Annotated in this window: 5 protein-coding genes; 3 read left to right on the top strand and 2 right to left on the bottom strand. The window is 73.2% G+C overall.

The genetic code is table 11. From position 1 onward, the window contains the following. Positions 1-123: 123 nt before the first annotated feature. From thiE to ABZY57_RS31860, 3 genes are all read left to right on the top strand, one after another. Positions 124-774, top strand: coding sequence for a thiamine phosphate synthase (thiE, locus tag ABZY57_RS31870; protein ID WP_356517884.1), 651 nt, complete (start codon positions 124-126; stop codon positions 772-774). A 111-nt stretch (positions 775-885) separates the two neighbouring features. Continuing rightward, positions 886-1800, top strand: coding sequence for a methylenetetrahydrofolate reductase [NAD(P)H] (gene metF, locus ABZY57_RS31865; RefSeq protein WP_356517882.1), 915 nt, complete (start codon positions 886-888; stop codon positions 1798-1800). A gap of 50 nt (positions 1801-1850) precedes the next feature. After that, positions 1851-2753, top strand: a complete 903-nt coding sequence (locus ABZY57_RS31860; RefSeq protein WP_356517880.1) for a hypothetical protein — start codon at positions 1851-1853, stop codon at positions 2751-2753. A gap of 68 nt (positions 2754-2821) precedes the next feature. Here the strand turns inward: ABZY57_RS31860 and ABZY57_RS31855 are convergent, their stop codons facing one another. Both ABZY57_RS31855 and ABZY57_RS31850 read right to left on the bottom strand, forming a co-directional pair. After that, a complete protein-coding gene (locus ABZY57_RS31855) occupies positions 2822-4225 on the bottom strand; it encodes an NAD(P)/FAD-dependent oxidoreductase (protein WP_356517878.1) in 1404 nt (467 codons plus the stop codon). Between the two features lie 10 nt (positions 4226-4235). Then, positions 4236-4850: a DUF4126 domain-containing protein gene (locus ABZY57_RS31850; protein WP_356517876.1), complete on the bottom strand. Its 615-nt coding sequence runs from the start codon at positions 4848-4850 to the stop codon at positions 4236-4238. Between the last annotated feature and the right edge of the window lie 151 nt (positions 4851-5001).

Genomic DNA, 5001 nt, shown 5'->3' with positions numbered 1-5001 from the left:
CCGCGAGGACCCCCCCCGCTCAGCGCGGCCCCCCATCTGCCCTGCCGGCCGCGGGCGGGGGGGGGGGGGCACGGGGCGGCCCCCCCCACACCGCGTACGTACGACACATCACCGGGGGTACCCATGTCCGCCATCGCCGCCCAGCTGTCCGATGCCCGGCTCTACCTGTGCACGGACGCCCGCAAGCGGCAGGGCGACCTCCCCGAGTTCCTGGACGCCGTCCTGGCCGGCGGCGTCGACATCGTCCAGCTCCGCGACAAGGGCATGGAGGCCGGCGAGGAGCTGGAGCACCTCCAGGTCTTCGCCGAAGCGGCCCGCCGTCACGGCAAGCTGCTCGCTGTCAACGACCGGGCCGACGTCGCGCACGCCATCGGCTCGGACGTGCTGCACCTCGGGCAGGGCGACATCCCGGTGCCCGCCGCCCGCGCCATTCTGGGCCGGGAGGTCCTCATCGGACGCTCCTGCCACTCGGAGGCGGAGGTCGACGCGGCCGCCGCCGAGCCCGGCGTGGACTACTTCTGCACCGGCCCCTGCTGGCCCACCCCCACCAAGCCCGGCCGGTTCGCCCCCGGACTCGGCCTCGTCCGGCACGCGGCCTCCCTCACCCAGGACCGGCCGTGGTTCGCCATCGGCGGGATCGACGCCGGGAACCTGGACGAGGTACTGGACGCGGGAGCCTCCCGCGTCGTGGTCGTACGGGCCCTCACCGAAGCATCCGACCCCGGCGCCGCCGCCGCCGACCTCGCCAAGCGGGTCCGCGCCCGGCTCGGCTAGCGGGTCCGGGGCGGCCCCGCCCGCCCGCACCGCACACCCCGGCGTCTCATTTCCGCGTCCAATCCGTGGACAACGCTTCGATGGACACCGGACCGCGTCTAACCTCCCCGTATGGCCCTTGGTACCTCTTCCACCTGGTCGGACCGTGCACACACGGTCCGCGAGCTCATCGCGTCCGGGCGCTCGTACTCCTTCGAGTTCTGGGCCCCCAAGACGGAGAAGGGCGAGCGCAACCTCTGGAACGCGCTGCGCCGGGTCGAGGCCGTGGCCCCGAGCTTCGTCTCCGTCACCTACGGGGCCGGCGGCTCCACCCGCGGCGGCACCGTCCGGGCCACCGAGCAGATCGCCGCGGACACCACCCTGACCCCGGTCGCGCACCTCACCGCCGTCGACCACTCGATCGCCGAGCTGCGCAACGTCATCGGGCAGTTCGCCGACGCGGGCATCCGCAACATGCTCGTCGTGCGCGGAGACCCGCCGGGCAACCCCATGGGCGAATGGGTGCCGCACCCCGAGGGCGTGCACTACGCGGCCGACCTGGTCCGGCTGGTCAAGGAGTCCGGCGACTTCTGCGTCGGCGTCGCGGCCTTCCCCGAGATGCACCCGCGCTCCACGGACTGGGACACGGACATCCGGCACTTCGTGGACAAGTGCCGCGCGGGCGCCGACTACGCGATCACACAAATGTTCTTTCATCCGGAGCACTACCTCCGGATGCGCGACAGCGTCGAGAAGGCGGGCTGCGACACCCCGATCATCCCCGAGGTCATGCCTGTTGTGAACATCAAGCAGCTCGACCGGCTTCCGCAACTCAGCAACGCAATCTTCCCCGCGGCCGTGAAAGAGCGCATGCTCGCGGTCAAGGACGACGCGGCCGCTGTACGCTCCATTGGCATCGAGTTCGCCACGGAGTTCTGCGCGCGGCTGCTGTCCGAGGGTGTCCCGGGGCTGCACTTCATCACGCTGAACAATTCCACGGCGACGCTCGAGATCTACGAGAACTTGGGCCTGCACCAGCGGGCCTGACCGGCCGGCCCCGTTCCCCGCGCGGGCGGCCGTACCGAGAGGGGCCCCGCATGGGAATGACGGTCCTCTACATCGCGTTCGGTTTCGTCGCGCTGTGGCTGCTTGCCGAGGTCCTGATGCAGTACAAGGCCCGGTTGCGCTGGCGCCTGCTCGCCTTCGCCGGGTTCGTCGGCGTGGTCGCCGGTGTCGTGCTGCCGTCCGTGCTCGTCATCGGGGCCGGCGCCGTCGCCTTCGCGATCGGCCAGACGCTGGTGACCCTCTCCTTCCGCAAGGGCTTCGTGTCCGGCTGGGCGCTGCGCCGGGGCAAGGCCCCCGAGCCCGAGCTCCCGCAGACCCGGCGCCGCCGCTCCGGTGGCGCATCGCGCCCGGAGCCGGCCCTGGAGGTGACGGCCCTGGAGTACGGGACCGACCCGGCCGAGGACCAGGACGCGGACTCCGACGAGGAGTCCGGGGTGTTCACCGCGGGGCCCGTGCGCGAACAGGTCCAGGGGTACTACCCCGCGCAGCCGACCGCCTCGTACGGCGCTCCCGCCGGGACCACCGCCTTCGCCTCCCCGTTCATCCCGGCCGAACAGGACGCACACCAGTACGCGGCGTACTACGACCCGCAGACCCAGGGCGGCTACGACTACACCACCGGCTATCCGGCCCCCGGCGAGCAGCAGGTCTACGCCGCCTACTCGGACCCCTACATCGGCACCGGCGGAGCCGTCGCCCCGCAGCAGCCGTACGGCTACGCGGCCCCGTACGGCGGCTACGCCCCGGACCCGTACGCGACCGGGCAGCAGGAGCAGTACGCCCAGGAGCAGTACTCCATGGACACCCCGCCCGGCGGGGTCTGGGTCCCGCAGCAGCGCGACGCGAACCAGCCCTACCCGGCGGAGGAACTGCAGCAGCAGCCGTACCCGTATCCGTACCAGGGCACGGGCGAGTACGAGCAGTACCGCTACTAGGAGTGGATCCGGGCCGTGGCCCGTGGCCCGTGGCCCGTGGCCCATGGCCTACCGCCTACCGCCTACGCCTACCGCGAGCCGCGGAAGTCCGCGCCCTCCACGATCAGCCCCGCCACCAGGGCACCCGTCATCCCGGCGTGCGCCAGCCCGCCGCCCGGGTGCGCCCAGCCGCCTGCCAGGTACAGCCCGGGCACGGCGGTGGTGTTCGCCGGGCGCAGCAGCCGGCCCCCGGCCCCTGCCAGCGCGGGCGAGGGTACCCTGCCGTCCACCGAACCCGTGGCCGCCTCGACGTCGGCCGGGGTGCGCAGCTCGTTCCACAGCAGCCGCTCCCGCAGCCCGGGGACGGCCCGCGCGGCCGCCGTCAGCAGCTCCTCGGCGGACGGAGCGGGCGCCGAGGACTCGGTCAGCACGGCGTGCACGGTGACGGCCTCGTGCTCCGTGTCCGGCCGGGTGGCAGGGTCGTCGGGGCGCAGCACGGTCACCGGGCCCAGTACCGTACGGTGCGCGGCGTCCGCCTCCCGGGCCCCGCGCAGCGCGGCGAACAGGGTGTACCAGCGGGCGGGTTCCGCCCTAGGGGCGGACGCGGAGTCCGGGGCGAGCGGGATCCGCAGCCCGCCGGGGTCGACCGCGCAGACCACGTGGTCGGCCGCGACCTCGGTGCCGTCGGCCACCACCAGCCCGGCCGCCCGGCCCTCCCGCAGGAGGACCTCGCGCACCTCGGCGCCGAACTCGAAGGCGACCTTCCGCTCCAGGCACCGCTCGTACACGGCGGTGGCCAGCTCCCGGATCCCGCCGCGCACGTACCAGCTGCCGAAGGTCTGCTCCATGTAGGGCAGCACCGCCGCCGAGGCGGGCGCGGTCGCCGGATCGAGCCCGTACGCCCGTACGCGGGAGGTGAGCAGTTCGTCGAAGCCGCCGCCGCCGAGCTCGCGGGCTGCGACCTCGGCCAGGGTCGGCGGCCGGCGGCGCAGCAGTCCGCTCCCGCGCAGCGCGGGATACGGATCGCGTCCCAGGGCCGACCGGTCCTGCTTCAGCGGCTCCTCCAGGAGCGGTCGGCGGGTGGCGTCCCAGGCGTCCCGGGCGCGCCCGAGGACCGCGCTCCAGCGGTCCCCGGAGCCGGGTCCGAAGGCCGCGTCGACGGCGGCGGCGGCGCCGCCGTGCGAGCCGCCGGGGAAGGTGAGCGTACGGCCGTCCGGGAGGAGGTGGCGGACGGCGGGGTCGATCTGGACCAGCTCCGCGCACTCCTCCAGCGGGCGCTTGCCGGTCTTGACGAACAGGTCGCGGTAGACGGCGGGCAGGTGCACCAGCCCGGGGCCGGTGTCGAAGACGAAGCCGTCGCGGGCGTACCGGCCGACGGCTCCGCCGTAGGTCGTCCCGCGCTCGTACACCGTCACCTGATGTCCGGCCACGGCCAGCCGTGCCGCCGTCGCCATCGCGCCCATCCCGGCGCCGATCACCGCAATTCGTGCCATGCGGCTGAGCCTATCGAGCGGCGCGGGCGGCCTCGGCGGCGAGCCTCCTCTCCTCGCGGCGCTGGGCCCGGCGGCGCAGGAAACGGCGGATCCTGGCCCAGAGGTAGATCAGCAGGGCGAGTCCGCTGATCAGCAGGACGGCGCAGATGATCGCGGCGGCCTCCGGATTGAACATCGCGAAGGTGACGATCCCGGCCACGCCGAGGTCCTCGGCGGTGCTCATGATGACGTTGCTGAACGGCTCGGGCGAGGTGTTGATCGCCATGCGCGTGCCGGCCTTGACGAAATGGCTGGCCAGGGCGGTGGAGCCGCCGACCGCGCCGGCGGTGATGTCGGAGAGCGAGCCGCTCTGTCCGGCCAGCAGTGCGCCGACCACCGCTCCGGACACCGGGCGGATCACGGTGTGGACGGTGTCCCAGAGGGAGTCCACGTACGGGATCTTGTCGGCGACCGCCTCGCAGAGGAAGAGGGCTGCCGCCACGATCAGCACGTCGGTGCGTTGCAGGGACGCGGGTACCTCGTCGGTCAGTCCGACCCTGCCGAATATGCCGAGCAGCAGGACCACGGCGTATGCGTTGATCCCACTGGCCCAGCCGCTGGTGAAGACCAGGGGGAGCACACTCATCTGATCATCATGGCCCAGAAGCCGTGATCCGGCGCGGAATCGGCGAAGCGGACGGTGACGCGCAAAACGAAGCGGACGGTGACGCGCAAAACAGTGAGGGGTGGGGGGGGGGGGGGGCGGGGGGGCCCGCCCCGCCGCGAGGTAGGAGATG

Origin of the sequence: Streptomyces sp. NPDC006450 (assembly GCF_040612195.1) — a bacterium.
Lineage (GTDB): Bacteria > Actinomycetota > Actinomycetes > Streptomycetales > Streptomycetaceae > Streptomyces.
Note: the sequence above shows the minus strand (reverse complement) of the source record. Positions and strands in the feature narration are given on the sequence as shown.

Bases quoted from the DNA above. Each gene is read 5' to 3' on its own strand.
- thiE (WP_356517884.1), top strand. From the start codon at position 124: ATGTCCGCCATCGCCGCCCAGCTGTCCGATGCCCGGCTCTACCTGTGC.
- metF (WP_356517882.1), top strand. From the start codon at position 886: ATGGCCCTTGGTACCTCTTCCACCTGGTCGGACCGTGCACACACGGTC.
- ABZY57_RS31860 (WP_356517880.1), top strand. From the start codon at position 1,851: ATGGGAATGACGGTCCTCTACATCGCGTTCGGTTTCGTCGCGCTGTGG.
- ABZY57_RS31855 (WP_356517878.1), bottom strand. From the start codon at position 4,225: ATGGCACGAATTGCGGTGATCGGCGCCGGGATGGGCGCGATGGCGACG.
- ABZY57_RS31850 (WP_356517876.1), bottom strand. From the start codon at position 4,850: ATGAGTGTGCTCCCCCTGGTCTTCACCAGCGGCTGGGCCAGTGGGATC.